Source organism: Ruegeria sp. CL5, assembly GCF_056536485.1.
The window spans coordinates 525,301-551,571 of record NZ_JBQFPS010000001.1; the positions used below are offsets into that span (position 1 = coordinate 525,301).

Here is a 26,271-nt window from a genome sequence, read left to right on the forward strand (position 1 = left end):
CCCAAAGGCCAACGGACGAAGCTTCAAGCACTTTCGTCCAACCGATCTCCTCCCTCGACTTCGCGCAAAGCCGCAATGGACCGAAGCCTTTGAGGCCAACCTTCTCCAAATCATTCAAACCAAGGAATTTCGCTATGACTGAACAAGCAGAACCGCTCGCGCGCGGTCAAAAAATCATCGACACTATGAGCCGCACACAGCGCGAGAAGTTCGACGCGGTGATCAACGACCTCAAAGTCGAATGGGCAATCGCCTACGGCGATCTGCAACCAATCATCGTCGATGCGCTCTGCAAACGTGCTGCGCTGGATACTGACGTATCAGCGATTACCGTGGGGACGATGCCGATGCATAACAACCGTCAGATCGCGGAAAACATAGGCAGAAGCGAGCCGTTCTTGCAGGCATCCATTGACGCCCGTGACGCTGAATTGAAGAAGCGTCTCGAACAAGAAGTCTTCGAGGAAACGCCGAGCCATCACCGTATGCGCCTTGGTCATGAAGGAAACTGGGAGGCGCATCTCGACCAGCGCGTTGCAGAGAAATTGGACGCGCGTAGCGCGGCACGCTTCTCCTGATCATTAAGTGCGTTTCCTTGACACGGGGGAACGCCTGCGGCTGGCGAAGCGATAGCCGTCAGCCCAAAATTCAGTCTCAGTCCTTTAGTGATCTTGGCTGAGACTATTGCGCGAAGGGCCGAACGGCATCCAGCCAAGACCAAGCTGGATGGGCGAGCACGAGGGTTTGCTTCCGTCGTGACGTGCTCGCCCCCTTCGGACACAATGTCTTTTTTGAAGGAAGTTACAGTGCGAAGTTATGAGCCAATTGATCCCGCAGATACTCCGGCATTCCAAGTTGCATTGCGAGACCATCGGTATGAACTGATAGAGCTCCTAGCCATGGCAGAGGGGCTTCAGCAACTAGCGTGGGATACAATGAATGCCGAGAACGCACAAAGCGCAGAAGTTCTAATGGCCCAAGTTGAGATCGCTCTGGGGTGCGGTTCCAAAGCCGCAGTAGTCTGCGTGCAAATGGCAGGCTTTCAGCAAGCGAAAGATGGCCGCTGGTACACGTCATTGGCTGGTGATTGTGTGGTCTTGAAGGTTGGCCAGAGCTTTCTGAAAGACTTGATGGTTGAGTTGGCGGATAGTGTTTAAGTTGTGAGGAATTGGCGCTAATTTCGCACAACGAAATCAATGCTTTACAACTTTGTAGTGATGGTGTAGAACCCCAACTGGCTTGAGCTTGTCGCACTCTTGGGCGACGCATTCATGGCCATACAATTCCCTGTTCGAAGTGACGCGCTCGCACGATGTGAGCCGGTTGTTGCTTCGAGTCTGGGACATCCTCAGTCCTAAAGAAAAATCGGGACCAGCGTCCATCAACGCGGCCCCGTTCAGTACTGGAAATACGGTATTATATTACCGCATATCTGATGCTGTTCCAATAGTAACCGGTCAAATGTGCCTGCTTTTGAGGAGTTCGTAGGCGGACCAAGAATAAGGAAATACAAAATATGACAACTGCAGCAAATGCGATCATGAGTGGGCCTCTGGCTGGCCTCCCCAATGATCCGACAGAAGTCCAAATCGGCAAATTCTTCTCGAAGAAGATCAAGGCCGGTGTCGACCTCGTCGATAAAGAAAAAATCATCGCCGCTCTCGCGGCTACCAAGGTACTAGGGCGACGAGCTCTCGAAAAACTCTGGAAGGGCACAGAACGGACCCTGTCGAAGTCGTCTGACATAGGACTGTGCTATGTCGACATCAAAGACGACTTCCACAAGAGGAACGCTTACGCACAAAGACGCATCACCGCCAGTAACGAGAAAGAGCCGTTTCTGTTTCAGCGTGGCGGCACGCATGTATCTGTGGGTCGCGACGAAAAAGGCAGAGCATTCATCGAAGAACTGGCCTTCAAGCCATACAAGCAACGCCTGAATCTGATCTCGCTGTGGCAAAAAACGACTGAAGATGGGATCGAGACTCAGATGAGCATTCCCGATGATACAGCCGAGTTTCTGTACTACGGGGCCAAAGACTATCTGCCACCGCTCGACCGTCTCGCGACCTACCCAACGTTTACGGCAAAGAGGCGGCTAACGCCGCCGGGTTATAAGGATGGAGTATTCTTCGACCCTCCTCCCGGGTTCACTATAGCTGATGTTCCTGAGAAACCTGATGCAGCGGCAACCCTAGAGTGCGTTCTGGAGCTCATAGACCTTTTCGGGGATTTCTCGCTGGGGGGAATGAGCCGCGAAGATCTGTCTGAGGCGATCAAAATAGGAAGGCCGGTGCCGGACCTCGCGCATCTCTTCTCATATATGATCACTGGTCTTACCCGAGATATGATCGATGGGCCAAGCCCGCTGCATATGGCAAGGAAGAGTGTACCGCGCAGTGGCGGGACGCTGCTGATGACCACGGCAGAGTCCGTGGTAACCTGTCAACCTAGCGAACCTCAGACGCTTTCGAGCAATGACGAAGAAATCAGAAAGATGGCGCTCAGCCTATTTCTGAGCGGCGCACCGTATGGGCTTCTGGACAACATCCGAGGCGGCAAAGAATTCGACAGTGACGTGCTGGCTTCAGTAATAACAGCATACCCAGTCTATCGAGACCGGCTGCTGGGTCTCAACAAGATGGCGGTCGTTCCGGCGAAGATCGTGTGGGGCGGAACCGGCAACCGCTCGTCTCTATCGCCGCAAATGGCCGAGAGGACCCTAATGATTTCTGTAGACCCAAGGCTAGAGAAACCGGGCGAGCGCCCTCCATCTGCGTTCAAATACGATCTAGCGAAGAGGCTTCGTGAACAAGGTACGCACTACCTGTGGTGCCTCCTAGTCATAATACAGAACTGGATCGCCAAAGGCTGCCCCGAGTGGCAAGGGACTTCCCTAGGAGGCTTCCAACGTCACGCGGCGGTTGTGGGAGGTATCCTCGAAGCAGCGGGCATCATGGGCTTTATGGGCAATCGACAGCAACTTGCCGAGCTCGTGGCAACCGATGATCCAGCCTCCGGGTTCATGGACGCGCTTATCGATGTGCACAAAGGGAACCCCAACACTGTATTCAAAGCCAGTGGGATCTCAGAAGGTGGGCAACAGGACGTCGCACTGTTCCGTCAGGTTCTCGAAGATGCGCAAATCGCGATGCCAAGTTTCGGTTACAAGACCACTGCCGAAGGCGAGATCACCTATCCGACTGCGGCTGATCGGACTATCGCCCAGCGCGTACGGCAGTATGTCGGCACGGTTCGCGAAGATGGAGGCGTTCGGTACACATTCGTGAGGGTGGATGGAACCCCAAGAAATCAAGCGGCTCAGTATAGGCTTCAAGAAGACAAGGTACCATCGCCACCAAGGCAGGTAGTAGCGGAGCCAGTCTCGAGCCTGAGCCAAACACGCAAACGGCGACGTAGCGGTGTGAAGTTCTGATATGTCTATCTCGGCCCCCGCGTAGCGGGAGCGGACTGAAAGAAGGGGCCTTCAGGCCCCTTTTTCTGTAGAGCGGACATCCACTCTGCACGCAAGCTGCACCCATGCCTGCACTCTGTTCATTTATCTGATTTTTCTATCTTTTTCGACGCTTGTGCAGGGGTGATAGGATTCTTGAGGTAGATAATTCACTTAGATTTTCATTCGGGAAAAAGGGATTGGGTCGGCGTTAAGGCGGTCTGGGGTTTCGTTCACCACCCTTGCACCGGCGACCCGAAAAAAGTCGCGCAAACAATAACATAAGCCGTAGTGCAGGATTGGTGCAGCCGCTCCGGTAGCCCCTTGCGTCGACGATGCTAACCGCGTTTCAGTTGATGGGAAGTGATTGTCGGTCGGAGCAATATCCTACGCCTGCTAGGTATTTTGAAAATAACCTAGCGTTCTCCAGTTTCAGGGATTCTGATCTAATCAGAACCGCGACGTGGCGAGCGGAAGATCGCACTGCCTCGCCTATTTCCCTCAAGTAGTTTTGTTGAATGTTGTCTCACATGGGACGTCCCCAAAGATAGATAGTTTAGTGCTCGAAAGCTGTCTCAAAAATGCTTGCGAATCATCCTAGTGAGACGGTATCAATGCTTCTAGGGGCTTGTGAGACTTGAGGGTTTGCTAATGGAACTTTGGGGATATGTACGCGTCAGCGTGGATCGCATCGAGCAAGCAGCGGGATGGGAAGATCAGCACGCCTCGTTGCGCAATCTCGGAGTGGCCCCTAGCAATATCTTTGAAGAGGAGGCAAGTACGCGCGACGAGCGCCCTGTTTTCGAAGCAATGCTCTCGAAAGCCAATAGGGAGGCAACACCGGATCAAAAAATTTGCCTCTGCTCTTCAAAAATGGACAGAGCCTTCCGTGATCTGGCTGCGGCTGACGCCGCCATTACTAGGCCAATCAACCCAAATGTCATTTGGTTGCTACCTGATTTGTCCAAGCACCCATTGGACCCGGACGACCCAACGCAAATGCTCATCGTCCGACTGATAGGGGCGGTGTCACAGTTCGAAAGAGATCGGCTAGCTGAGCGTAGGGCTTACGGGATCGCAAGAGCAAAGAAAGAAGGAAAATATCGAGGACGCGCCCCCACGGCACGCGCTAAGTCCGCCGATGTTTGGAAACTCAAAGAACGCGGCTTCAAACCCAATGAGATCGCCAAGCAGTTGGAGATCGGTCGTGCGAGCGTTTATCGGATTCTTGCGGCGAGTGCAGAATGATAGGCATATGAAAAGTTCCGGGGTCCCAAGGAACGGGTAGACCGTGAATTTTCAAGGGGTCCCAGCAGGCTCAGGCAACTCACTTGCTAACTTTGAAAGTTAACAATGGTTGCCGCAGCCTACGCCGACTGTGCCCTGCGTAGCTACGATCACGCGAGAGGATCAATCCGCGCCAAGCTAGGGTACAAGAAGCCCATTCCTGCCCCTTCACCATAGCCACCCTCTGTGGAGTCATTGTTTGCTCGACCTGTCAGATATCTTCGATGTGAATCAGGAATACCTACGTTGTCAGCCGCGTCTTGCAAGCGGTGCCGGAAGCTGTGAAAGACAGCCTTGCTATCTTTGATCGCCAAGTCCTTTCTGAGAACTCGCCCAAATCTCTTTCCGTATGGGCCGCTAACGCGGCCACGCTTGTCTTTGCTCAACGGCTCCAACTTCTTCGAATAGCGCCCCCACTGCTCGAAGGCCAAAGCGTCTGGCGAATTGTCCCTTCGTCGAGCGTCAATGTGCGATCTGAGGCCAACCTTCAAAAGCTTGGGGTGAACTGGGACCCACCGCACGGAGGACGCGGTTTTGGCTCTCATGTCCGCGCCTTCGTCGGTGATTTGCATCGCCCAAATACCATCCTTCTCATCAAAATCGCAAAGACGAAGTTGGCAGACTTCCTGAATCCGAGTGCCGTGGTAGGCGCCGATCCACGGTGCCCAGAAATCTATGGTAGTCCGACCGAACTTTGGCGCATTTGAGCCGGATACATAGTCGAGGATTTTCTTAACTTCTTCACCTGTGAACGGACGGCGATCATCGCGCTTTCGAGCGCTGTGCTTTTGCTTCGCTTTCCTGAGCCTATAGGAATTCCATGGATCATCAGACCTGTAGCCTCCTTCAACCGCAAAGCTCATAAGCTGTTTTAGAAAGGACAGGTACTTCTCACGGGTCTGGTTCGAAATGGTAGGCTTGTGATTTCGTCGCGCCCATTCCACTGCTTCTTGCAGCGTGAGATCGCCGACACGACGGTCTTCGTCGACTTTTGCAGACACCACGGTGGGAAGGCCTGCTATAGCGTCGACAAATTCTCGGAGATGGGCACGGGTCAGTTCCGTCAAAGCGACTTCACCGTGAAGCTCCGTAAATCTTCTGACATAGTAAGCGACCGCGTCAGCGGTCTGTTGATCTACCGACGGGGACCATTTCTCCCAAACGTCCCTGAGACTGTAAACATCCTCAATCAGTTGCACGTCCTGCCCTAGCTTCCTCAGGACCCGGCCTCGGGCATTCGCCTGCGCTCGCACCGCATCTGTCGCCGCTGCATGAGACGCCCGCTCAATTGCAATTTCTTCCTCATCGTCATCACTGGGACCCAAGTAGACCTTTTGAGGTGCCCCGTTTGGGCCTTCTTCCCAGTCAAACTCCGGCATCACTTCAACACCACTGCCATGCATGAACGCCAGACGCACTTTGCCAGCGTCAAACTGTTTGGTCAGTCCCTCCAAGCCGCCAGCCCGATCCAGCAGCGCCCGTTGATCGGCTGGGAGGTTTCTTGCCAGTGCCTTAACGCCCTGATCAGCCTTTGTGGCCTCAACCTGAGCATCCATGATCGCTTTGAGCGCCCTGATCTCTTTTTCGGCGGTCTTTGGATCGGAGGTTCTTAGGCTCTTCTGATAGATTTCCTTGCCATCCCAAAACTCCCGGATTTCCTGAGGGACCCGAAGCTTGGCATGATACCGCCCTCGAAGTTGAATCGTTCCTTCGATTTTTGGGAGCTTTCCAACCATCTTAATCCATTCATTTCCGAAAACGTCACACAGTCCTGTGTGACGTTTTGTGTGACGTTTTTGAACCCCGAGGGGCCGAAAAACGTTATTTTTATGGAATTCAGGGAGTTAGATATGGTGCGGTCGAGAAGACTCGAACTTCCACGGGTGTTACCCCACAGCGACCTCAACGCTGCGCGTCTACCAATTCCGCCACGACCGCACTGCCAATGACTTGGTAGAGGGGCGTATAGACGCTGTGCCACGCGATGTGAAGAGGCAAAAACAAAGCCGATTGAATTCGCGCGCTTTAGCAATATCTAAACGCGACACAATGCAATCTGGAGCAGCCCATGCCCGCGCCCGATCCCCGCCCTACCGTGCAGATTGATGTCGTCTCGGATGTGGTCTGTCCGTGGTGTATCGTCGGCTTTCGTCAACTCGATGCCGCGCTGAAGCAAGAGAATGTGCTGGCCAGATTACGCTGGCATCCGTTCGAATTGAACCCCGGCATGGGGCCCGAGGGGCAGAACCTGCGAGAGCATATCGCCGAAAAATATGGCTCGACACCCGAACAAAGCCAGCAGGCGTGCGAGCGGTTGACTGCGTTAGGGGCTGAACTGGGATTTACCTTCAATTTCACCGATGACAGTAGAATCGTGAACACCTTTGCCGCGCATCAACTGCTTGATTGGGCGGAAACGCAGGGACGTCAGCATCCGCTTAAACTGGCCTTGTTCGACGCCTATTTCACCATGCAACAGGATGTCTCTGACGCCGACGTGTTATTGGGCGCGGTTGAGACGGCGGGGCTCGACCCGAATGCGGCACGCGCGGCGCTTGAGTCGGGTGCACACGCCCAGCCGGTGCGTGAGAAACAACAATTCTGGACCAGCCGAGGCATTTCGGGCGTGCCTTCGATTGTTTTCGAAGGGAAATACCTGCTAACCGGCGCGCAAGGCGCCGACACCTATGCGCAGGTGTTGCAGCGTTGTCTGGCCGAGGCCGCCTGACCCCTTCCCCCTGCCCCGCAGACGGTCTAAGGAACGAGCATGGAATGGAAAACCACCGATGGGCTTATCGACTACGACGAAGCCACTGCCTTTATGCAGGCGCGCGTTGCCGCGATTGTGGCAGGTGAAGCCGATGAATGCATCTGGCTGTTGGAACATCCACCGCTCTATACCGCTGGGACTTCCGCCAAGCGTGAAGATCTGACCGATCCGGATCGCTTTCCGGTCTATGAGAGCAAGCGCGGCGGTCAGTACACCTATCACGGCCCCGGTCAGCGCGTCGTTTACGTCATGCTGGACGTGGGTAAACGCGGCCGTGATGTTCGCCGCTTTGTTCAGCAGCTTGAGGCCTGGGTGATTGCAGCCCTGGCCGAATTCAACGTAACCGGTGAGATACGGGAAGGCCGCGTGGGCGTCTGGGTTCAGCGGCAGGACAAGCCGCTTTCGATAGCGGGACAGACCGCCGAGGATAAAATTGCAGCCATCGGAATTCGCCTGAGGAAGTGGGTTAGTTTCCACGGAATATCAATCAATGTTGAACCAGATCTGTCTCATTTCGGTGGGATTGTACCTTGCGGCATACAGGAACACGGTGTGACATCTTTGGTCGACCTCGGGCTTCCCGTAACGATGGATGACGTCGACGTGGCACTAAAAGAGACCTTTGATGATGTGTTCGCCTCCGAAGGCGTTTGAAAACTAGGTGATTCCACGTACTCGGAACGATCCGGAAACATTACCCAAACAACAATGCTGAATTTCGATGCGTTCTGTTTCGAAAATCATAGTGGCTTGTCCTTCAAATCGCCCCAATTCGCCTCAAATTCAGGGATTCTTCACATCCACTCCTTACAAACGCCATTTGACCACGTAGTATGTAATGACCGTTCATGAGTGAGTGGTGTGTTAACCGGTGATCGCAGGGCTGCCCAGCGAAATCCGTGAAAGTGTTTGGTTACGAGTCTGCCGTTCCGACCCCATAATCGGAACGGCAATTCTCGTTTTAGGGCCTCGGTATTGTATGAATCCCTTGCCTTTGCGGCCTTTCGTGCAGCTTATCGACCCCACGTGCCAGCGGAACTTTCTTGGAATTCAACCCAATGCTGCGCGGATTTTGTCAGCGTGTTTGGCAATCAGATCAAAATCACCCATCTTGCCCGGTGGACGCATCGATACGCCTTCGTAACGGGGCAGGACATGGAAATGTAGATGAAACACCTCCTGCCCGCCCGCAGCTTCGTTGAACTGCTGAACAGTTACACCATCAGCTTCAAACGCTTCCTTCACGGCCTGTGCTATTTTCTGAACCGTCGCTATCACTGCCGCAAGTTCTACGGACGACGCGTCCAGCATGTTGCGGCACGGTGATTTTGGGATGACCAACACATGCCCATCAGTGCGCGGCATGATGTCCATCAAGGCGACTGTTTCATCATCTTCATAAACTCGGTTCGACGGGATTTCCCCACGTAAGATCTTGGCAAAGACGTTTTCGGGATCATATTCAGTCATCACGGGCCTCCGGTATTGCGCTTCTTTGCTGTTCTGTGCCGCCCCCCGATGCGGGTCAAGCGGGATTCCCCCATCACCACTTGAATTCGCGGACTGGCCCCCCAAATCGCTAGTATCAGAGGTTGAAATGCTGGGCTGCATGGGCTGCCCGCGACAATTAATCTTGATCCAGATCAAACTCGGCCATTGAAGGTCGCCCCCTTGCAATCTAAAACCAGCAGGAATCCCGCGCGTTGGAGAGGTCCGACTGCGCGGTGTAGTTGCAACAGGAGGCACCTAATGGCAGACGCAGCCATTCATGGTCACGAGCATGAAGACCAGCGTGGGTTCTTTACCCGTTGGTTCATGTCGACCAACCACAAGGATATCGGGATTCTGTACCTGATCGTATCGGCGCTGGCCGGTTTGATTTCGGTTCTGATGACTGTCTACATGCGGCTCGAACTGATGCACCCCGGTGTTCAGTACATGTGCCTCGAAGGTTTCATGGCCGATCCATGTACCCCCAACGGACACCTGTGGAACGTCATGATCACCTATCACGGTGTCCTGATGATGTTCTTCGTGGTTATCCCGGCCCTCTTCGGCGGATTTGGCAACTATTTCATGCCGCTGCAGATCGGTGCGCCGGATATGGCGTTCCCGCGGATGAACAACCTGTCCTTCTGGCTGTACGTCGCCGGGACCTCGCTGGGCGTCGCCTCGCTGCTGAGCCCCGGTGGTAACGATCAGCTCGGTTCGGGCGTCGGCTGGGTTCTGTATCCACCGCTGTCCACGACCGAGGGCGGCATGTCCATGGACCTTGCGATCTTTGCTGTGCACGTATCGGGCGCCTCCTCGATCCTCGGCGCGATCAACATGATCACCACCTTCCTGAACATGCGTGCCCCGGGCATGACCCTGTTCAAGGTGCCGCTGTTCAGCTGGTCGATCTTTGTCACCGCGTGGCTGATTCTGCTGTCGCTGCCGGTTCTGGCGGGCGCGATCACCATGCTGCTGATGGACCGCAACTTCGGCTTCACCTTCTTTGATCCGGCCGGTGGCGGCGATCCGATCCTGTATCAGCACATCCTGTGGTTCTTTGGCCACCCCGAAGTGTATATCGTGATCCTGCCGGGCTTTGGCCTTATCAGCCACGTGATCGCGACCTTCGCGCGCAAGCCGATCTTCGGCTATCTGCCGATGGTCTGGGCGATCATCGCAATCGGTGTTCTGGGCTTCGTCGTGTGGGCGCACCACATGTACACCGTTGGCATGTCGCTGCGTCAGCAAGCCTACTTCATGCTGGCCACGATGGTCATCGCGGTTCCGACCGGCGTTAAGGTCTTCTCGTGGATTGCGACCATGTGGGGCGGCTCGATCGAGTTCAAAACCCCAATGCTGTTCGCCTTCGGCTTCCTGTTCCTGTTCACAGTTGGTGGTGTAACCGGCGTGGTGCTGTCGCAAGCAGGTGTAGACCGTGCTTATCACGACACCTACTACGTCGTTGCGCACTTCCACTACGTGATGAGCTTGGGTGCAGTCTTCGCGATCTTCGCTGGCGTATACTTCTACTTCTCGAAGATGACAGGCCGTCAGTATTCCGAGTTCTGGGGCAAAGTTCATTTCTGGCTGTTCTTCATCGGCGCCAACCTGACCTTCTTCCCGCAGCACTTCCTGGGTCGTCAGGGCATGCCACGTCGCTACATCGACTATCCCGAAGCGTTCGCGCAGTGGAACTTTGTTTCGTCGATTGGTGCATTCATCTCGTTCGCTTCGTTCCTGCTGTTCTTTGGCATCGTGATCTACGCCCTGCTGCGCGGCGCGAAAGAGACGCGGCCGAACCCGTGGAACGAATACGCGGATACGCTGGAATGGACCTTGCCAACGCCGCCGCCTGAACACACGTTCGAGCAGCTGCCGAAGCAGGAGGATTGGGATAAAGGCCACGCGCACTGATCCCGACCTGAATGACAAGAAAACCCCGCCCATTTAGGCGGGGTTTTTTGTTCCTGCCTGACCTGTGTAAGCGGGGCAGTCGCCAGAACAGCAAAAATAGAGTATTCTGGTCCGGGCAAAATACCCGGCCAACCGAAAGGGGTTTACGATGCCCGAGATCGACTTTTGGTTCTCAATAGGTAGCACCTACAGCTTCCTGACGATCAAACGCCTGGACGATTGGAGTGCCGAACACGATGCCACCGTGAACTGGCGGCCGTTCAATGTGCGGACCGTGATGTCAGAGCAGCAGAACATCCCCTTCGCTGGCAAACCGATTAAATCCGCTTACATGTGGCGGGATATCGAACGCCGGGCGGCCAAGTATCATATTCACGCCAACTTGCCAGCGCCCTACCCAATCTCGGACCTCGCATTGGCTAATCAGGTCGCCCTACTGGGAATGACAGAAGGCTGGGGAAAGACGTATACACAATCGCTCTATGCTCTCTGGTTTGAAGACGGCATAGAAGCCGGGTCCGAGACAGCCATCACCGAAGCCCTGCATCGTTGTCAGCAGGACCCCCGCCTAGCCCTCGCACGTGCGCGCAGTCCGGACATTGTTCAATCTCTCGAAAACGAGACCAACACTGCCATCCAACTGGGTGTGTTTGGCGCACCCAGCTTTGTCGTGCGCGGCGAGGTGTTTTGGGGTGATGACCGGCTGGACGACGCGTTGTCATGGGTGCGTGTTGGACACGTTGTGTGACAGTTTGCACTTCGACTCAGGCAGTTGCTGCGCTAGGTTTCAACCATGCCTTATCGATGGACCAAGAATTCAGATACTGAGCAGGAGTTGCGCCTCTGGCCGCATAACTCCTTATCGCCGCGTGGCGCAATGGGGGTTGTTCTCGCGGTCTTTCTGTTCGGCCTGATTCCGCTGTTTGCGGTGCTGGGATCTGTTCTGCTGTGGGGCTTGCTGCCCTTCTTGTTGCTGACCGTACTAGGTCTCTGGCTGGCATTTGAGATGAACTATCGCGCACGCAGCGTGTTCGAGGTTCTCACGTTGGATAAAACGCAGGCGCGCCTCGTGCACCGCAATCCACGCAAAGAAGATCTGGAGTGGTCCTGCAATCGATATTGGGCGCGCCCCGAAATGCACGCGAGCGGTGGTCCGGTGCCCCATTACGTGACACTGGTCGGAGACGGCCGGGAGGTCGAAATTGGTGCATTCCTCACTGAAGAGGAACGGATCGCGCTGTTCGATGACTTAACCCGGAAACTGCGCGATTCTGCTTGATTAACCGCCGTTTGATGCGGCGCAAAGGTGATCTTTGACCATTGGCCCGACCTTGCCGAAATCCATCTGACCGGTATAGCGCGTTTTCAATTCGCCCATCACCTTGCCCATATCGCGGATTGACCCCGCGCCGGTGGCCGTGATGGCCGTCTGAATAGCTTTGCTGACCTCGTCATCATCCAGCTGCTTGGGCAGGAATTCCTCGATCACTTCGACTTCGCGCAACTCACGCTCGGCCAAATCCAGGCGCCCGCCCTCTTCATAGGCGCGCGCGCTTTCCTTGCGTTGCTTGGTCATTTTTCCAAGGATCTCAAGCACCTCGGCATCGCCACAGCCTTTGGCCTCTTCATTTACGGATGCGCGCGAAGCAATGTCACGATCCTTGATCGCGGCATTGATCAGGCGCAGCGTCGATAGGCGCTCGGCTTCTTTGTCTTTCATTGCTTGCTTCAGGGCGGCATTCACCCGTGATCGCATATCCATATGGTCTGTCCATCCCCATGGCAAAGGAACCTCGACCATATCGAAACAAAAAGGCGGGCACAACAGGGGCGATACTTTACTAAGTTATTGATTTTAAACAATAGCCTAAAATTTGAACAGGCTTGACCCGACGCGCTAACCCCCTTAGGTATGCGTCCGTTTACCTTGCAGGAGAGTCGCGCCATGGCCCAGAACGCCCCGTCCAAGCCCACCGCATGTCTGGCATTGGCCGATGGAACGCTGTTCTACGGTATTGGCTTTGGCGCCACCGGCCAGACGGTGGCCGAGCTGTGCTTCAACACCGCCATGACCGGCTATCAGGAAATCATGACAGACCCCTCCTACGCGGGCCAGATCGTGACATTTACCTTCCCGCATATCGGTAATGTTGGCGTGAACCCGGAGGATGACGAAACTGGCGATCCAGTCGCCGCGGGTATGGTGGTCAAATGGGACCCGACCGAGCCTTCAAACTGGCGCTCTGCCGAAGAGCTAAAAGCATGGCTGGCCCGTCGCGGCCGCATTGCGATTGGGGGCGTCGACACCCGCCGCCTGACCCGCGCTATCCGTCAGCAAGGTGCACCGCATGTAGCGCTGGCGCATGACCCCGAGGGTAACTTCGACATCGAAGCTTTGATCGCGGCAGCGCGGGGGTTTGCCGGACTTGAGGGCATGGATCTGGCTAAGGACGTTACCTGCGCACAAAGCTATCATTGGGATGAGATGCGTTGGGCCTGGCCTGACGGCTACCAGCGACAGGAGGCTCCGTCACATAAGGTGGTCGCTATCGACTATGGTGCCAAGCGAAACATCCTACGCTGCCTGGCATCGGCAGGCTGTGACGTGACCGTATTGCCTGCGACCGCGACAGCAGCGGATGTTCTTGCCCATAAGCCCGACGGTGTCTTTCTGTCCAACGGCCCGGGCGACCCGGCGGCCACTGGTGAATACGCCGTGCCGATGATCAAAGAAGTGTTGGAAACCACTAACCTGCCGGTCTTTGGCATCTGCCTTGGCCATCAGATGCTCGCGCTGGCTTTGGGCGGGCAGACCGTCAAGATGAACCACGGCCACCACGGCGCGAACCATCCCGTCAAGGATATGGAAACCGGCAAGGTCGAAATCACCTCGATGAACCACGGCTTTGCCGTAGACGCTCAATCCCTGCCCGATGGCGTGATCGAGACGCATCGTTCATTGTTTGACGGCTCAAACTGCGGCATCCGCATGACGGGTCGTCCAGTCTATTCGGTGCAACATCACCCCGAAGCCTCACCCGGACCACAAGACAGTTTCTACCTGTTCGAACGCTTCGCTGCTGCAATGGCCGATCAAAAAACACAGGCCTAAGAGCGATTTAGTCGAGTTAACTCCGCGTTAACCCTGTTTGAGCAACCCTGCCGTCCGTGAACCGCGGCAGGGTATTCTTATGGTTGAACTGAATCTGAAACGCCAGATACCGGCGGAACCGGTTCCCGGCCCCCATTCACGCAAACCTCTTGGGGCCTGCCTGCGGGATCAAGGGGTTATATCAGAGGCTCAGCTCCAACAGGCGTTGCATTTACAAACCCGCCAGAATGCCCCGTTGGGGGAAATCCTTGTTGGTGAAGATTGGGCCAGTCGGGCCGAAGTTCTCTCTGCCTTGTCCGAACAAACAGGCTTGCAAATTGCCGATCTGGAACAATCTCCGCCTCCCGAAGAGCTTTGCGCGCTGAAACCATTGGAGTTTTGGCTAACCCACAACGTTCTGCCTTGGATGCGAGTTGGACCAATTCTGCTGATTGCAACGGCGCGGCCTGACCGGTTCGATACGGTTTCAACTGCGTTAAGTGATACAGGCTATACGATCGTCCCGGTTCTAGCCGGGGCCGAACAGATTGATACCGCAATTGCGCGCCGTTTTGGCGCCGATCTGACGGAGGCGGCTGAAACGCGCGTCGATTTGCAACAAAGCTGTCGCAATTGGTCGGCAACGGCTCGGGCCAGACCTATCACGTTGGTCGTTCTGCTAATCATTTTATGCAGCTTATTCCCAATGCTGGGTCTCACCGCTCTACTTTGGACAACGCTTGCGACTTTGGCGTTGTTCCTCCTCCTTCGTGTCTCGGGGCTGATTGCCCATTTGACACTTCGAAACCCTCGTCTTGTCACAGCAGATCCGATCCGCCTGCCCTGTGTGTCGATACTGGTGCCGCTTTTTAAAGAAAGAGAAATCGCAGAAATCTTGATCGCCCGTCTGCGACGGTTGACTTACCCAAAGGCGCTGCTCGATATCATATTGGTGCTTGAAGAGCAGGATAGCGTCACCAAAGCCGCACTGAATAACATCGAGCTTCCCAGCTGGGTACGGGTACTTGAGGTGCCGAACCGGGGTAAACTAACGACCAAGCCTCGTGCGATGAACTATGCGTTAGATTTCTGCCGCGGGGATATATTGGGTGTCTGGGATGCCGAAGACGCCCCGATGCCAGATCAGATCGAATCCGTTGTCCGGCATTTTGCGGCCGCGCCCGAAGATGTTGTCTGCCTGCAAGGCGTTCTGGATTATTATAACCCGCGCACCAACTGGCGGTCGCGCTGCTTTACCATCGAATACAGCGGTTGGTTTCGGGTGATTCTCAGCGGCATCGCCCGATTGGGCCTTGTGGTTCCGCTGGGTGGCACCACATTCTTTTTTCGTCGAGACAAACTGGTCGAACTGGGCGGATGGGATGCCCATAACGTTACTGAAGACGCAGATTTGGGCGTTCGTCTCTGCCGGGCTGGCTACAAGACTGAAATCGTCAGCACCGCCACCTATGAAGAGGCCAATTTTCGGGCCTGGCCCTGGGTCAAACAGCGCTCGCGTTGGCTGAAGGGATTCATGGTTACATATCTGGTCCATATGCGCGCGCCTTTAAGGTTGCTGCGCGATCTGGGACCGCTCCGTTTTCTGGGCTTTCAGGCCTTTTTTCTTGGAACGCTCGGGCAGTTTCTACTTGCCCCGGTGTTATGGGTATTCTGGCTGACCTTTCTCGATCTGGCGCACCCCTATCAGCACATCACAACACCTGATTTTCTGCGAAACTGCATTTACTTATTGCTCGCTGCAGAGGCGGCAAATCTTTTGGTTGGCATGCTGGGCGTCATCGCGGGCAACAGGCGCTTTCTGCTGCCCTGGGTTCCGATGATGGTCCTCTATTTTCCACTGGGTGTTGTGGCGGCCTATAAGGGCTTGTGGGAACTAGCGGTACGGCCATTCTTCTGGGACAAAACCCAGCACGGTCATGCGGTCGAGGAAAGCGAGGCTGCTATTTCTCGCGCCGGATCGCATCCTGTTTCAGCCGGGTCATGAACGCGACCGAGATATGGTCCTGCAGGGCTTGTTGGGCCCCTGCCTCATCACGGGCAGCAATCGCATCGACGATGTTTTTGTGCTCATTCTGCGCGATTTCACCGCGCCCCTCGGCCGCAAGGGATGTGGTTGCCATCAACGCCATGGTCCTGTGCACCAGATCAAGCTGTTGCACCAGATAGCGATTGTGCGAGGCCAGATGGATCTGCTCGTGAAACCTGCGGTTGGCACGCGATAGCGCAGACGGGTCATTCACCAGCGCATCATCGGCATCTACCATATCTTGAAGGACCCGGATTTCTTCTTCGGTCGCATGCTTGGCCGCCAGCCTTGCGGCGAGCCCCTCCAATTCACGTCGCACGACATATAGTTCTGCCATCTGGTTGTGGTCCAGCGACGCCACGATCAGAGACCGCCCGTCCCGTTCCAGCAGCGATTGCGTCTCTAACCGCTGCAACGCTTCGCGGATCGGTGTACGCGAAACGCCAAAACGCTCGGCCAGCTCGCTTTCCACCAACCGGTCGCCCGGCTTGTAGACGCCCACATCGATTGCTTCGAGTATCAGGCTATAGGCATCCGTATTGGACTGTTTGGATTGGGGCATCGGCTATTATGTCTCCTGGTTCGGACATGTCTAGCCGCCTCACGCCCTGGCAATCAAGTGCGGCATTGAAAACCATCGTTCATCGCCCTAAACCCAAACCATGGTCAAACCTGCCTTTACTCACGTCACCCAATGGGTGTTCGACCTCGACAACACACTTTACCCACCGCATATGCGCCTGTTCGATCAGATTGAGGTGCTGATGACGGATTACGTGGTGCAAGCGATCGGCGTCGACCGGCCTGAGGCTGACCGGCTCCGTTCGCACTATTGGCGTGAATACGGTACCACGCTTGCCGGCCTGATGGCCGAACACGATCTGGACCCCGATCCCTATCTGCATGCAGTGCATCAGGTGGATATGAGCCATATGGAGCCTGACGCGACATTGGCCGATCACATTCGCGCGCTGCCAGGCCGGCGCATCGTCTATACCAATGGGTCAGCGCCTTACGCACAGCGGGTTTTGGCTGCACGTGGGTTGGATGGGCTATTCGATGCGATCTACGGAATTGAGCATGCGGGCTATCGCCCTAAACCGCAAAAGGCTGCATTCCAAGCCATCTTTGCTCAGGACGGAATCGAAGCCACACAAGCAGCCATGTTCGAGGATGATCCACGCAACCTGGCTGCGCCGCATGAGATGGGAATGCGTACTGTTCACGTCGCCCCTGATCCACACGATGCAGATCACATTCACCATCACACGGACGATCTGACCGGATTTCTGGGCCGCCTGCGATAGGCTGTCACACTGCGACGATCTGTGCGTTTCGCAGTCGCAGCATTAGCCCCATATGCAGCTCAGCGACGAACAGAATCGGAGATCCCAATGACCGCGCTCGATATGCCGGCGCGCCCGCCTTTGTGGCAGCGCCTGTTGTTTGCAATCCCGCTTTTTGGCTGGATGGCCCGGGATGTGGCCAATGCCGAGGCCGAAGACCTGTACTACTCGGCCGTAGCACTTGTCAGTATGTGGGGGTGCTCCATTCTTCTGTTCGGCCTGCCTGGCCTTTACATCCCTGCACTGATGATGGTGCCGACGATGTTCCTTATCCTGATTTTGATCTCTCGCGGATAAGGCACGAGACAGGATGTCACTTGGCACCCGCCTCGCAACAGCACTAGTGTCTGTGGCAACGGAGACATATTCATGACCGACAGCTGTGATATCCTGATTTCTGGCGGCGGAATCGCCGGATTGACCGCCGCCGCCGCCTTTGGTGCTGCCGGGTTTGACGTGATTTGCGTCGACCCTTCACCGCCGATCACAGAACGCGACGTGGATGGCTCGGATCTGCGCACCACCGCCTTTTTGCAGCCGGCTCATGGGTTGCTGGAGCAGTGCGGACTCTGGGCGCGTTTGGATGCACATGCTGCCCCTCTGCAGATCATGCGCATTGTGGACGCGGGCGGCGATGTGCCCGAACCCCGCGTGGTGCGCGATTTCAACGCCGCCGATATCTCGGATCAACCGTTCGGCTGGAACCTGCCCAACTGGCTGCTGCGGCGTGAGATGGTGGCACGGCTGTCAGAATTGCCAAACGTCGATTTCCGACCCGGCACCGGCACGGCCAACCTGTTCACCCGCACCAATGAAGCACGTGTCGGTCTGAACGATGGCAGCCGCGTCCGCTGCAAGCTTGTCATCGCCGCAGACGGACGAAACTCGCCGATGCGTGAAGCCGCCGGAATTAGCGTGCATACCACCCGCTACGGCCAGAAAGCTCTGGCCTTCGCCGTTACTCACCCAATCCCGCACGACAATGTTTCGACCGAAATCCATCGGTCCGGTGGACCTTTCACCTTGGTCCCCTTGCCCGATTGGCAGGGTCAGCCGTCGTCTGCGATTGTCTGGATGGAACGCGGCCCACGCGCGGGCGAATTGCTGAACCTCGAAGCCGAGACATTCGAGGCTGCGATGACTGAACGCTCCTGCGGGCTGTTCGGACCGCTGAAACTCGCTTCGCGCAGGACAATCTGGCCTATCATCAGCCAGTCGGCGGAACGTCTGGCTGGTGAACGCATTGCCCTGATGGCCGAAGCCGCACACGTGGTCCCCCCTATCGGCGCGCAGGGACTGAACATGTCGCTCGGCGATCTTCGTAGTTTGATGGAGCTAGCGCTGGCTCGGCCCGATGGCTTGGGTGACGCGCAAATGCTGGATGCCTATCATAAGGCCCGCCATACTGAGATCGGACTGCGCGTCAAAGGTATCGATCTGCTGAACCGCGCCTCGATGATCGAGGCGCGACCGCTGCGTGATGCAAGAGCGATGGGGCTAAATGCGCTCTATTCCTTTCCAACAGTACGGAAGACGCTGATGCAAATGGGCCTCGGCGTCCGCTGATCCGTCAGACGGGCTTCTGCCCGCCTTGCCGGTTACAATACCTGATCCAAAACCCGTGTCAGGCGCGAAATCGTGCCGTCGACATCATAGAGCTTGTCCAAGCCAAACAGCCCCAGACGGAATGTGCTGAACCCAGCCGGTTCATCACATTGAAGCGGCACACCTGCCGCGATCTGCATGCCCAAAGCTGCGAACTTCTTGCCGTTTTGAATCTCGGCGTCGGCAGTGTAACTGACGACCACTCCGGGCGCGCCGAAACCTTCGGCTGCCACCGACATCACGCCTTTATCCTTCAGATAAGCCCGCACGCCATCCCCCAAAGCCCACTGCGCCGCACGCAACTTTTCGAATCCATACTCACGTGTTTCAAGCATGGTATCGCGAAAGGCACGCAGGGAATCCGTGGGCATAGTGGCGTGATAGGCATGACCGCCATTTTCATAGGCCTGCATGATCTGTCGCCATTTCTTCAGATCAATCGCAAAACTGTCAGATGTGGTTTCGGTCAACCGTGCTTCGGCCCGCTCGGACAACATGACAAGACCGGCACAGGGCGTCGCACTCCACCCCTTTTGCGGAGCCGAAATCAGCACATCCACACCGGTTGCCTTCATATCGACCCAAGCACAGCCCGACGCGATGCAATCCAGTACCATAAGCGCACCCACCTCATGCGCGGCGTTTGCCATTGCGTTTACATAGTCATCAGGCAAAATCACCCCAGCAGAGGTTTCGACGTGCGGGGCAAAAACGACATCCGGCCGTTTCTCATGGATTGTCGCGACAACTTCTTCTATCGGAGCAGGTGCAAAGGGCGAAGGGCTGGCATTCCCGGTCTCTCGGGCTTTCAAAACCGTCGTCGAACCGGTCAACTCACCTGATTCTATGATCTGGCTCCAGCGATAGGAAAACCAGCCGTTGCGGACCACGAGAACATTTGCCCCGCGTGCAAATTGTCGCGCAACCGCCTCCATCCCGTACGTCCCGCCTCCAGGAACAATGGCGACACCTTCAGCATTGTATACCTCGCGCAACATATCAGAGATATCGCGCATAACCTGTTGAAAGTTTGCGGACATATGGTTGAGCGAGCGATCAGTAAATACGACCGAGAACTCTTCAAGGCCATTGGGATCAACGGTTCCAAGTAATGCAGGCATCATGCGTCCTTTCCTATCGCCACTTGTTTCTGCCTTTTCCTTGCCTCGGGGTAAAGCTTCAAAGCACCGAGATTGGTTGACCCAAAGTAAACCGCAACCTTAAGTTCTACTTTGAGATTTAACATGCAACAATTAGCAGAAATGACGCCAACTAGTGTCACCATCTCTTTACACCCTGACGTGTTTCTGACCAGATACACTCACTTTGAACAAGAATGGAATTTTTAGCTCGTGACTGCGCAAAAGCGGATCAATTTTCAGGTCGTCCGGGACGAAGTTAAACGGCGGATTGAATCACGTATTTGGCCACAGGGCTCACTTCTGCCCACCGAAACCCAACTTGCGGAAGAATTCAATTGCGCCCGCGCTACAGTTAACCGCGCGTTACGGGAACTTGCAGAACAGGGCTTTGTCGAGCGTAAGCGCAAAAGCGGGACGCGGGTTAAAAAAGAGCCGCGCAAACAAGCCAAACTTGAGATTTCACTGGCACGTCAGGCAGTTGAGAATCAGAACTCAGCCTATCGCTACGCACTGGTGGAACGAAAGGTGGTCTACAGCCCCGGCTGGCTGACCTCTCAATTGAATGTCGAACCGGATGCGCGTGTCTTGCATGTGATCTGTATGCACTATGCTGACAATCGTCCCTTCCAGCTTGAAGAGCGCTGGATCAATATTGAAGCCGTTCCCGAGGTTGAACACGCCGATCTGAACAATAGCGGCCCTCATGAATGGTTGCTGAATGCAGCACCTTTTACCGAAGCTGAGATCGCCTTTTGCGCCATCTCTGCAGATGGGCGCTTAGCTGATTTCATGGGCACCACGACTGGGACATCGATGATCCAGCTCGAGCGGACCACATGGAAAAACGGCCGCCCCATGACTTTTGCCCGCATGACCCATCATCCCGGATTTCGAATCCGCTCAAAGTACTAACCAATCGGTCCTGGAAGGCGCTCTTCGCTTAGCAATACGTTGGCCTCGACTTCCCCGGCCCCGGGCAGAGTCATAACGCGTCTCCGCAAGACTCTCTCGAAATCAGCCAGGTCCCGCGCCACAACCCGCAAGCGATAATCGTAAAGCCCTAGCACATGCTCGACTGTCTGCACTTCTGGAATGGCACTGACGGCGCGCTCAAAATCCTCAAGGCTAACCTGACCTTTTCGCGCTAGTTTCACGCCCAAAAACACCGTCACCCCGAACCCGAGCGCTTCGGCGTTCAGCCGCAATCGTCGACCTTTGATCACACCCGCATCTTCCAGCCGCTTAATTCGGCGCCAGGTTGCGGGCTGAGACAACCCGAATTTGCGCCCCAATGCACCGGCGCTTTGGGTGGCATCCTGCCTCAAAGCGCGCAAAATCCTTCGATCGATTTCGTCCAATTCGATCATATCGGCAATGCCTCATCCTGCTTGACTCGGGCAATGTGCATCAACGCTTCAATATCTGCGATATGCGGCAGTGTCAGGATTCGATCCCGATAGACCTGTTGGTAATGGCTCATGTCCTGTGCCAGCACTGAAAGGCGCACATCGACTCGCCCCAGAAAGGTCTGAAGTTCGATCACCTCGGCCACTTCACGGGCAGCCTCGGTAAATTCATCAAAGGCCCGTGCCTGCGTCTTGTCCAAGGTCACGCGCAGCGACACTTCTACCGCATATCCCAGTGCGGTCCAATCGATTACCGCCTCCTGCCCTTCGATGATACCCGCCGCCTGCATCTTTTCGACTCGCCGCCCGCAAACACCTTGCGTGCTGCGGCAACGTTCGGCCAGTTCCGCACCGGACAAGCTCGGCTCAGCCTGCAGATGGCGTAATATTCGGCGATCCAGATCATCTAACATGAATTTCACAAGAATAGCATTCTTTAAGAATAGACAAGGCATTTATTCTTGATTTTCCAAGAATTGAGCCATCGCTATCCTTGGAAATACAAAGTAAAAACCACCGCAATCAAAACAGAAAGGACCGGCAAAATGCGCGTCTATTACGATCGCGATTGCGACATCAACCTGATCAAAGACAAGAAAGTGGCCATTCTGGGCTACGGCTCGCAAGGTCACGCCCACGCTCTGAACCTACGTGACTCGGGCGCCAAGAACCTTGTCGTAGCGCTGCGCGAAGGTTCGCCTTCAGCGAAGAAAGCCGAAGCGGAAGGTTTGGAAGTGATGGGCATCGCTGAAGCCGCCGCTTGGTGCGACGTCATCATGTTCACCATGCCCGACGAACTGCAGGCCGAGACGTACAAGAAATACGTGCATGACAACATCAAGCCGGGTGCTGCCATCGCATTTGCCCACGGCCTGAACGTGCACTTCGGCTTGATCGAGCCGAAAGAAGGCGTCGACGTCATCATGATGGCCCCCAAAGGCCCCGGCCACACCGTGCGCGGTGAATACACCAAAGGCGGCGGTGTTCCTTGCCTCGTCGCGGTCGACAACGATGCGACCGGCAAAGCGCTGGAAATCGGCCTGTCCTATTGCTCGGCCATCGGTGGCGGTCGTTCGGGCATCATCGAGACCAACTTCCGTGAAGAATGCGAAACCGACCTGTTCGGCGAACAGGCCGTTCTGTGCGGCGGTCTGGTCGAACTGATCCGCTGTGGCTTTGAAACTCTGGTCGAAGCGGGCTACGCGCCCGAGATGGCTTACTTCGAGTGTCTTCACGAAGTGAAGCTGATCGTTGACCTGATCTATGAAGGCGGCATCGCCAACATGGATTACTCGATCTCGAACACGGCCGAATACGGCCAGTACGTCACCGGCCCGCGTATCCTGAAATACGACGAGACCAAAGCACGAATGAAAGAGGTTCTGAACGACATCCAGCAGGGCAAATTCGTTCGTGACTTCATGCTGGAAAACGCCGTTGGTCAGCCGACCATCAAAGCGGCCCGCCGCGCCAATGACGAGCACATGATCGAAGAAACCGGTGCCAAACTGCGTGGTATGATGCCTTGGATCTCGGCCGGTAAAATGGTCGACAAAGAAAAGAACTAGGCCTGACGTCTGTTAGTGAAAGGGCGGCCCATGTGGCCGCCCTTTTCATTTGCCCACCGCATCGGCAAAACAGGTCGCAAGTACATAATCCCAGCCACTGTTATAGCCTTCTCGCTTGGTTTGCGCCTCAGCGGCCCAGACCTCCCAACCAGAATGGGTCAACGTAACTTTGGTTTGTCCCTGCCCATGTTCCTCGAACTTCACCTCGACGCGGGTCTGTTTGTCTGGATCAGTGCCCGGATGCCAGCTCATAGCAAAGTGGCGACCGACCTCATAATCCAGAACCTCACCCCATTTGGCCCGTGCGCCATCATGCATCACTTCATAGACTGCGCCGCCAACTTCAGTTTCAATCACGACACCCAAAGCCGCCTTGCCCGCCCCTGCTGATACCGCGTGCCGGTTCAGTGGCCACCATGATGCTGTGCGCTTGACGAATATGTCGAAAGCCTGTTGTGGCGCTGCATTTACAACTACAGTTTTGATGATTGGATCCGTCATATGTCCTGCCCCCCTTCATTTACCTCAATTGCGAAGCTTTCCAGAACATCAGACCAGTAGCGCTCTAACCACGCCCGCATTTCATTCAGCCCGCCGGGCCGCGCGGCATAAATCCGTCGGGTGCCTTCAGCGCGGCATTCGACCAAACCAGCGTCGGAAAGCACTTTCAGATGCTGGGATACCGCAGGGCGACTAACGGGCAATTCACCTGCCAGTTCACCTACTGCACGGGGCTTGTCAGCTACTGCTTCGAACACCTGCCGACGGGTCGGATCACCTAGTGCATAGAACGTATCTTGGTAAGTCATGACTAACGGTAAGCATATACTTACATAAAGTCAAGATCGCATCGTGACACCGACCTGATCGCAGGATAAGGGGATGGAATGGTTCAACAACCCGACCACCGCGACTGGAGCGGCATCGCAGCACTCGGCCTCATCTGGGGAGCCACTTTCATGGTCGTGGCCATAGCTCTTGAAGGTTATGCCCCCATTACTGTGGCCACCGCGCGCACAACTCTAGGCGCGGTCACATTGCTACTGTTGATGCGGATCACACGGCGCAAAATGCCCACGATGAGTGCTCAACTTTGGTGGTTTGTCACTGTTATCGGAGTGCTTTCTACTGCCCTGCCCTTTGTGTTGCTGAGTTGGGGCCAGCAATATGTGCCATCGGCATTTGCGGGCCTGTCGATGGCCGCGGTTCCACTCATGGTGCTGCCATTGGCACATTTCTTTTCGGATGAGCCTATGAACCTGCGCCGCTTGGTCGGGGTATCGCTGGGATTTTCCGGTGCGCTTGTTCTGATCGGCCCCGGCCTGGCACAGCTGGGCCAAGGGGCCGAGCCACTGGCACAGCTTGCCTGTATCGGCGCCGCATTCTGCTATGCCAGTTCATCCGTTATCACTCGCCGCTGTCCGCCAATTGACCCGATAACGTTGTCTGCACTGACACTGGTCGTTGGCGCAGTGATCTTGTTACCGATCATGCTGATGACTGAAGGAACACCCACATGGCAAGGCGCGCGCTCAGGACTTGCCATCATAATTCTGGGGCTGATACCAACAGCCTTCGCCACACTGCTTCGCGTGTCGATCATCCGTAGCGCCGGATCGGTTTTTATGACCTTGGTGAATTATCAGGTGCCCATCTGGTCAATGGTCTTCGGAGCGTGGATTCTGTCCGAGGCATTGCCTCTGCGCTTCTACATCGCTCTACTCATGATTCTGACTGGTTTGGCGATCAGCCAATGGTTCAGCCTGCGCAAAATGCTGATCGGGCGTTAGCCAGTGGCGGCCTCGACCTCGGCCACAATCCCATCAACAACCTGGTTCAGCAGGGTGGAATCTTCGCATTCAGCCATAACCCGGATCAAAGGTTCGGTTCCCGATTTGCGGATCAACAGGCGTCCCTGACCATTCAGGCGTGCTTCGGCATCGGAAATAGCACTTTGGACGCTGGCGGCTTCAAGCGGCGCCTGACCGGAACTAAAACGCACATTTTTCAGCAGTTGCGGCACCGTCTCAAACTGGCGCGACAGTTCCGAGGCCTTCTTTCCGGTTTGTACCATCTCGGCCAGAAAATGGAGCCCGGCCATTAGCCCGTCGCCGGTTGTAGCATAATCGCTCATAACAATATGGCCTGATTGTTCACCGCCCAGATTGAAGCCACCTTCGCGCATGCGTTCGACTACATACCGGTCACCAACGGCAGTGCGTTCCAACCGCAGCCCTTGCCCCGCCAGATACCGTTCCAGCCCGAGGTTTGACATCACCGTTGCCACCAGCGCGCCACCTTTGAGCTGATCAGCGCGAGACCACGAGGAAGCCAAAAGGGCCATCAGCTGATCCCCATCAGCTACGGCGCCGGTTTCGTCGATCACAACCACCCGGTCGGCGTCACCATCCAGACAGATGCCGACATCGGCGCCATGCGACACCACGGTCTCGGCCGCAACGCGCGGCTGTGTCGAGCCGCAATCGAGGTTGATATTCTTGCCGTCAGGTGCAGTCCCAACCGGGATCACATCCGCACCCAGCTCCCACAGAACCTCGGGCGCTGTCCGATGCGCCGCCCCATTTGCGCAGTCGATCACGACCTTCAGCCCGTCCAGACGCAGATCGCGCGGCAACGAGGATTTCACCCGCTCTCCGTAACGAAAGCGCGCATCATCGACCCGACGCGCACGGCCGATATTCTGTGCCTGCGCGGGGCTTACGCCTTCTTCGATCAGCCGTTCGATCTCAATCTCTGCCTGATCAGACAATTTGAAGCCATCTGGCCCAAAAAACTTGATACCATTGTCGATCGCCGGATTGTGGCTGGCCGAGATCATCACGCCCAAATCTGCACGCATCGAACGAGTCATCAACCCGACTGCGGGCGTCGGCACCGGCCCCAGCAACAGCACATTCATGCCCGTAGAGGTCAGGCCCGCCGTCAACGCGTTTTCCAGCATATAGCCAGACAGCCTTGTGTCCTTACCAATGACCACCCGATGCACGCCTGACGCATCCCGGCGAAAATACCGACCCACAGCTGCACCGATACGCAATGCCATTTCCGCCGTCATCGGGTGCGTGTTGGCGGTTCCCCGCACTCCGTCGGTTCCAAACAGCTTGCGCATAAGTCGTTCTCCTGAAA

The 26,271-nt window shown here is 55.8% G+C and carries 27 protein-coding genes and 1 tRNA gene; 17 read left to right on the forward strand and 11 right to left on the reverse strand.

The annotated features are described in order from the left end of the window. Nucleotides 1-134 precede the first annotated feature (134 nt). The 4 genes from ACR0IU_RS02550 to ACR0IU_RS02565 all read left to right on the forward strand — a co-directional run bounded on the left by ACR0IU_RS02550 (nt 135) and on the right by ACR0IU_RS02565 (nt 4,702). A complete protein-coding gene (locus ACR0IU_RS02550) occupies nt 135-578 on the forward strand; it encodes a hypothetical protein (RefSeq protein ID WP_480715141.1) in 444 nt (147 codons plus the stop codon). 204 nt (nt 579-782) lie between these two features. Further along, nucleotides 783-1,157 carry a hypothetical protein gene (locus tag ACR0IU_RS02555; protein ID WP_480715142.1) on the forward strand — a complete coding sequence of 125 codons (375 nt, stop codon included), beginning with the start codon at nt 783-785 and terminating at the stop codon, nt 1,155-1,157. Nucleotides 1,158-1,516: 359 nt separating this feature from the next. After that, nucleotides 1,517-3,436 carry a hypothetical protein gene (locus tag ACR0IU_RS02560; RefSeq protein ID WP_480715143.1) on the forward strand — a complete coding sequence of 640 codons (1,920 nt, stop codon included), beginning with the start codon at nt 1,517-1,519 and terminating at the stop codon, nt 3,434-3,436. A 669-nt stretch (nt 3,437-4,105) separates the two neighbouring features. Beyond that, nucleotides 4,106-4,702, forward strand: a complete 597-nt coding sequence (locus ACR0IU_RS02565) for a recombinase family protein (RefSeq protein ID WP_480715144.1) — start codon at nt 4,106-4,108, stop codon at nt 4,700-4,702. Nucleotides 4,703-4,851: 149 nt separating this feature from the next. Here the strand turns inward: ACR0IU_RS02565 and ACR0IU_RS02570 are convergent, their stop codons facing one another. Together ACR0IU_RS02570 and ACR0IU_RS02575 are read right to left on the reverse strand one after the other, a co-directional pair. Beyond that, the gene (locus tag ACR0IU_RS02570; RefSeq protein WP_480715145.1) at nt 4,852-6,477 is read right to left on the reverse strand and encodes a DUF6538 domain-containing protein; all 1,626 of its coding nucleotides are present in this window, start codon (nt 6,475-6,477) and stop codon (nt 4,852-4,854) included. A gap of 115 nt (nt 6,478-6,592) precedes the next feature. Beyond that, nucleotides 6,593-6,679: transfer RNA gene (locus tag ACR0IU_RS02575), tRNA-Leu, on the reverse strand. Between the two features lie 130 nt (nt 6,680-6,809). On the opposite strand from ACR0IU_RS02575, the gene ACR0IU_RS02580 reads away from it, so the two are divergent. Together ACR0IU_RS02580 and lipB are read left to right on the forward strand one after the other, a co-directional pair. Continuing rightward, the gene (locus ACR0IU_RS02580) at nt 6,810-7,469 is read left to right on the forward strand and encodes a DsbA family oxidoreductase (RefSeq protein ID WP_480715146.1); all 660 of its coding nucleotides are present in this window, start codon (nt 6,810-6,812) and stop codon (nt 7,467-7,469) included. Between the two features lie 39 nt (nt 7,470-7,508). Further along, nucleotides 7,509-8,165: a lipoyl(octanoyl) transferase LipB gene (gene lipB, locus ACR0IU_RS02585; protein WP_480715147.1), complete on the forward strand. Its 657-nt coding sequence runs from the start codon at nt 7,509-7,511 to the stop codon at nt 8,163-8,165. Between the two features lie 396 nt (nt 8,166-8,561). Here the strand turns inward: lipB and ACR0IU_RS02590 are convergent, their stop codons facing one another. Continuing rightward, a complete protein-coding gene (locus ACR0IU_RS02590; protein ID WP_480715148.1) occupies nt 8,562-8,981 on the reverse strand; it encodes an HIT family protein in 420 nt (139 codons plus the stop codon). A 279-nt stretch (nt 8,982-9,260) separates the two neighbouring features. Between ACR0IU_RS02590 and ctaD the strand changes: the two genes are divergently transcribed. From ctaD to ACR0IU_RS02605, 3 genes are all read left to right on the forward strand, one after another. After that, nucleotides 9,261-10,919 carry a cytochrome c oxidase subunit I gene (gene ctaD / locus ACR0IU_RS02595; RefSeq protein ID WP_010439338.1) on the forward strand — a complete coding sequence of 553 codons (1,659 nt, stop codon included), beginning with the start codon at nt 9,261-9,263 and terminating at the stop codon, nt 10,917-10,919. Between the two features lie 148 nt (nt 10,920-11,067). Then, a complete protein-coding gene (locus ACR0IU_RS02600; RefSeq protein ID WP_170539067.1) occupies nt 11,068-11,667 on the forward strand; it encodes a 2-hydroxychromene-2-carboxylate isomerase in 600 nt (199 codons plus the stop codon). Nucleotides 11,668-11,712: 45 nt separating this feature from the next. Next, nucleotides 11,713-12,198: a DUF2244 domain-containing protein gene (locus ACR0IU_RS02605; RefSeq protein WP_480715149.1), complete on the forward strand. Its 486-nt coding sequence runs from the start codon at nt 11,713-11,715 to the stop codon at nt 12,196-12,198. Here the strand turns inward: ACR0IU_RS02605 and ACR0IU_RS02610 are convergent, their stop codons facing one another. After that, nucleotides 12,199-12,681, reverse strand: a complete 483-nt coding sequence (locus ACR0IU_RS02610) for a GatB/YqeY domain-containing protein (protein WP_170539063.1) — start codon at nt 12,679-12,681, stop codon at nt 12,199-12,201. A gap of 183 nt (nt 12,682-12,864) precedes the next feature. On the opposite strand from ACR0IU_RS02610, the gene carA reads away from it, so the two are divergent. After that, complete coding sequence (carA, locus tag ACR0IU_RS02615; protein ID WP_480715150.1) at nt 12,865-14,031, forward strand: glutamine-hydrolyzing carbamoyl-phosphate synthase small subunit; 1,167 nt, start codon at nt 12,865-12,867, stop codon at nt 14,029-14,031. A 79-nt stretch (nt 14,032-14,110) separates the two neighbouring features. Then, nucleotides 14,111-16,015, forward strand: a complete 1,905-nt coding sequence (locus ACR0IU_RS02620; RefSeq protein ID WP_480715151.1) for a glycosyltransferase family 2 protein — start codon at nt 14,111-14,113, stop codon at nt 16,013-16,015. Here ACR0IU_RS02620 and ACR0IU_RS02625 read toward each other — a convergent pair. Continuing rightward, entirely contained in the window at nt 15,972-16,619 is a 648-nt protein-coding gene (locus tag ACR0IU_RS02625; protein WP_170469329.1) for a GntR family transcriptional regulator, read from the reverse strand. The genes ACR0IU_RS02620 and ACR0IU_RS02625 overlap by 44 nt on opposite strands. Nucleotides 16,620-16,719: 100 nt before the next feature. Here ACR0IU_RS02625 and ACR0IU_RS02630 point away from each other — a divergent pair, with 100 nt between their 5' ends. From ACR0IU_RS02630 to ACR0IU_RS02640, 3 genes are all read left to right on the forward strand, one after another. Further along, complete coding sequence (locus ACR0IU_RS02630) at nt 16,720-17,364, forward strand: pyrimidine 5'-nucleotidase (RefSeq protein WP_480715152.1); 645 nt, start codon at nt 16,720-16,722, stop codon at nt 17,362-17,364. Nucleotides 17,365-17,451: 87 nt separating this feature from the next. Next, nucleotides 17,452-17,700, forward strand: coding sequence for a hypothetical protein (locus ACR0IU_RS02635; RefSeq protein WP_480715153.1), 249 nt, complete (start codon nt 17,452-17,454; stop codon nt 17,698-17,700). A gap of 72 nt (nt 17,701-17,772) precedes the next feature. After that, nucleotides 17,773-18,969, forward strand: a complete 1,197-nt coding sequence (locus ACR0IU_RS02640; RefSeq protein ID WP_480715154.1) for a UbiH/UbiF family hydroxylase — start codon at nt 17,773-17,775, stop codon at nt 18,967-18,969. 32 nt (nt 18,970-19,001) lie between these two features. On the opposite strand, the gene ACR0IU_RS02645 is transcribed toward ACR0IU_RS02640, so the two are convergent. Further along, nucleotides 19,002-20,129, reverse strand: a complete 1,128-nt coding sequence (locus ACR0IU_RS02645; protein ID WP_480715284.1) for an aminotransferase class V-fold PLP-dependent enzyme — start codon at nt 20,127-20,129, stop codon at nt 19,002-19,004. A 231-nt stretch (nt 20,130-20,360) separates the two neighbouring features. On the opposite strand from ACR0IU_RS02645, the gene ACR0IU_RS02650 reads away from it, so the two are divergent. Continuing rightward, a complete protein-coding gene (locus tag ACR0IU_RS02650; RefSeq protein WP_170779053.1) occupies nt 20,361-21,062 on the forward strand; it encodes a GntR family transcriptional regulator in 702 nt (233 codons plus the stop codon). On the opposite strand, the gene ACR0IU_RS02655 is transcribed toward ACR0IU_RS02650, so the two are convergent. Both ACR0IU_RS02655 and ACR0IU_RS02660 read right to left on the reverse strand, forming a co-directional pair. Then, nucleotides 21,059-21,517 carry an Lrp/AsnC family transcriptional regulator gene (locus ACR0IU_RS02655; protein ID WP_010439313.1) on the reverse strand — a complete coding sequence of 153 codons (459 nt, stop codon included), beginning with the start codon at nt 21,515-21,517 and terminating at the stop codon, nt 21,059-21,061. The two genes, ACR0IU_RS02650 and ACR0IU_RS02655, sit on opposite strands and share 4 nt — an antisense overlap. Continuing rightward, nucleotides 21,514-21,969: an Lrp/AsnC family transcriptional regulator gene (locus tag ACR0IU_RS02660; protein ID WP_170470869.1), complete on the reverse strand. Its 456-nt coding sequence runs from the start codon at nt 21,967-21,969 to the stop codon at nt 21,514-21,516. The genes ACR0IU_RS02655 and ACR0IU_RS02660 overlap by 4 nt, the downstream gene beginning before the upstream one ends. A 132-nt stretch (nt 21,970-22,101) precedes the next feature. Between ACR0IU_RS02660 and ilvC the strand changes: the two genes are divergently transcribed. Further along, nucleotides 22,102-23,124 carry a ketol-acid reductoisomerase gene (ilvC, locus tag ACR0IU_RS02665; protein WP_170469311.1) on the forward strand — a complete coding sequence of 341 codons (1,023 nt, stop codon included), beginning with the start codon at nt 22,102-22,104 and terminating at the stop codon, nt 23,122-23,124. A gap of 45 nt (nt 23,125-23,169) precedes the next feature. Here the strand turns inward: ilvC and ACR0IU_RS02670 are convergent, their stop codons facing one another. After that, a complete protein-coding gene (locus tag ACR0IU_RS02670; protein WP_480715155.1) occupies nt 23,170-23,625 on the reverse strand; it encodes an SRPBCC domain-containing protein in 456 nt (151 codons plus the stop codon). Next, the gene (locus ACR0IU_RS02675; RefSeq protein WP_170469305.1) at nt 23,622-23,933 is read right to left on the reverse strand and encodes a metalloregulator ArsR/SmtB family transcription factor; all 312 of its coding nucleotides are present in this window, start codon (nt 23,931-23,933) and stop codon (nt 23,622-23,624) included. Before ACR0IU_RS02675 ends, ACR0IU_RS02670 begins: the two co-directional genes overlap by 4 nt. A gap of 78 nt (nt 23,934-24,011) precedes the next feature. Here ACR0IU_RS02675 and ACR0IU_RS02680 point away from each other — a divergent pair, with 78 nt between their 5' ends. Then, nucleotides 24,012-24,914, forward strand: coding sequence for a DMT family transporter (locus tag ACR0IU_RS02680; protein ID WP_480715156.1), 903 nt, complete (start codon nt 24,012-24,014; stop codon nt 24,912-24,914). Here ACR0IU_RS02680 and glmM read toward each other — a convergent pair. Continuing rightward, nucleotides 24,911-26,254, reverse strand: coding sequence for a phosphoglucosamine mutase (glmM, locus tag ACR0IU_RS02685; protein ID WP_260025500.1), 1,344 nt, complete (start codon nt 26,252-26,254; stop codon nt 24,911-24,913). The two genes, ACR0IU_RS02680 and glmM, sit on opposite strands and share 4 nt — an antisense overlap. Nucleotides 26,255-26,271: the final 17 nt, after the last annotated feature.